The 1,025-nt window shown below is 43.5% G+C and carries 1 protein-coding gene; it reads right to left on the bottom strand.

Annotated features, from left to right (window positions below; translation table 11 throughout):
• Nucleotides 1-84 precede the first annotated feature (84 nt).
• Nucleotides 85-1,025: IS1595 family transposase (locus A7K91_RS00020; RefSeq protein WP_082967140.1), on the bottom strand; the 941-nt coding region annotated here is incomplete at its 5' end.

The raw sequence follows: 1,025 nt of genomic DNA, 5'->3' as shown, positions 1-1,025 counted from the left end.
TTGTTTTACCTTCTTTGTTTTGTTCAATGAATTTCTTGACAAATTATGCGATGTTTCATTTACTACATTAATCTGTCTGTTAGCTTAGCAAGAATAAGCAGAAAGCCGAAGCTTTGTGTTCGTGTCGGTGACAGTAAACAGGCACGATTTGACCAACATATTTTTCTTATTCGATGAGGTGTTCTCATATTCCTTGCTGTCTATATAACGGAACCAAGCCAAATAATGTTGCAAATATTTGGTTGCAATACCATTGAAGCGGTCCATCCATTTCTTCAAGCGGCTGTGATAGCTGTTTACGTTTTGGATATGATACACGCCTTTGACACGTTGTTTTCCGTCGGACTTAAATCGGTAATGAGCCAAACCTTTTGCATTCGCATAGGAGCTGAATGCCCGCCAGGAATCCGTGCAAAGAACGTTTGAGTCCGATAGATGACCGCCAATCGCCTCATCTAATTTCGTTGTCTGAATGCGACCACGCCCAAGAACGCCAGAGTAAGTCGTTTTCTGACGGTCACGGACAACGAGGACACACACTTGGTCCTTACTTATGCCACGATATTTGGCTTTTCCGCCTCGTTTACGTGGCTTGCGTTCGGTGATGTTCCGCTTGCCCTTTTCGGAGAATAAGAAATACGTTTCGTCCATTTCAACGATACCTTGGAATGATTCGGTTGGAATCTGTTTCAGGGCAGCAAGAATCTTATGTCGCCAGTAAAACAAGGTGACATGTGTGACTTCGTCGTTTAATTGCTCGGCACATTTCCTCAACGAATAGCCCTCAATCATGCATTCAATAAAACGAACCCACACATGAGGTCTTCTCGTTCGTTGAAGAGGCGTGTTTGTAAGGTCATTAAAGGTTTGGAGACAGGATTTACAGCGGTAACGCTGACGTTTGACCTCTCCAGCACGTGTTTTTACGGTGTACTTCCCAAAACGAACGACAGAATGAGTTTTGCAATGTGGACAAACAAGCCCATCTTTGTGCTTCTGCTCTTGGATTTCGTCAATTGCTCGAA

Source organism: Paenibacillus oryzae (assembly GCF_001675045.1).
Taxonomy (GTDB): domain Bacteria; phylum Bacillota; class Bacilli; order Paenibacillales; family Paenibacillaceae; genus Pristimantibacillus; species Pristimantibacillus oryzae.
Note: the sequence above shows the minus strand (reverse complement) of the source record. Positions and strands in the feature narration are given on the sequence as shown.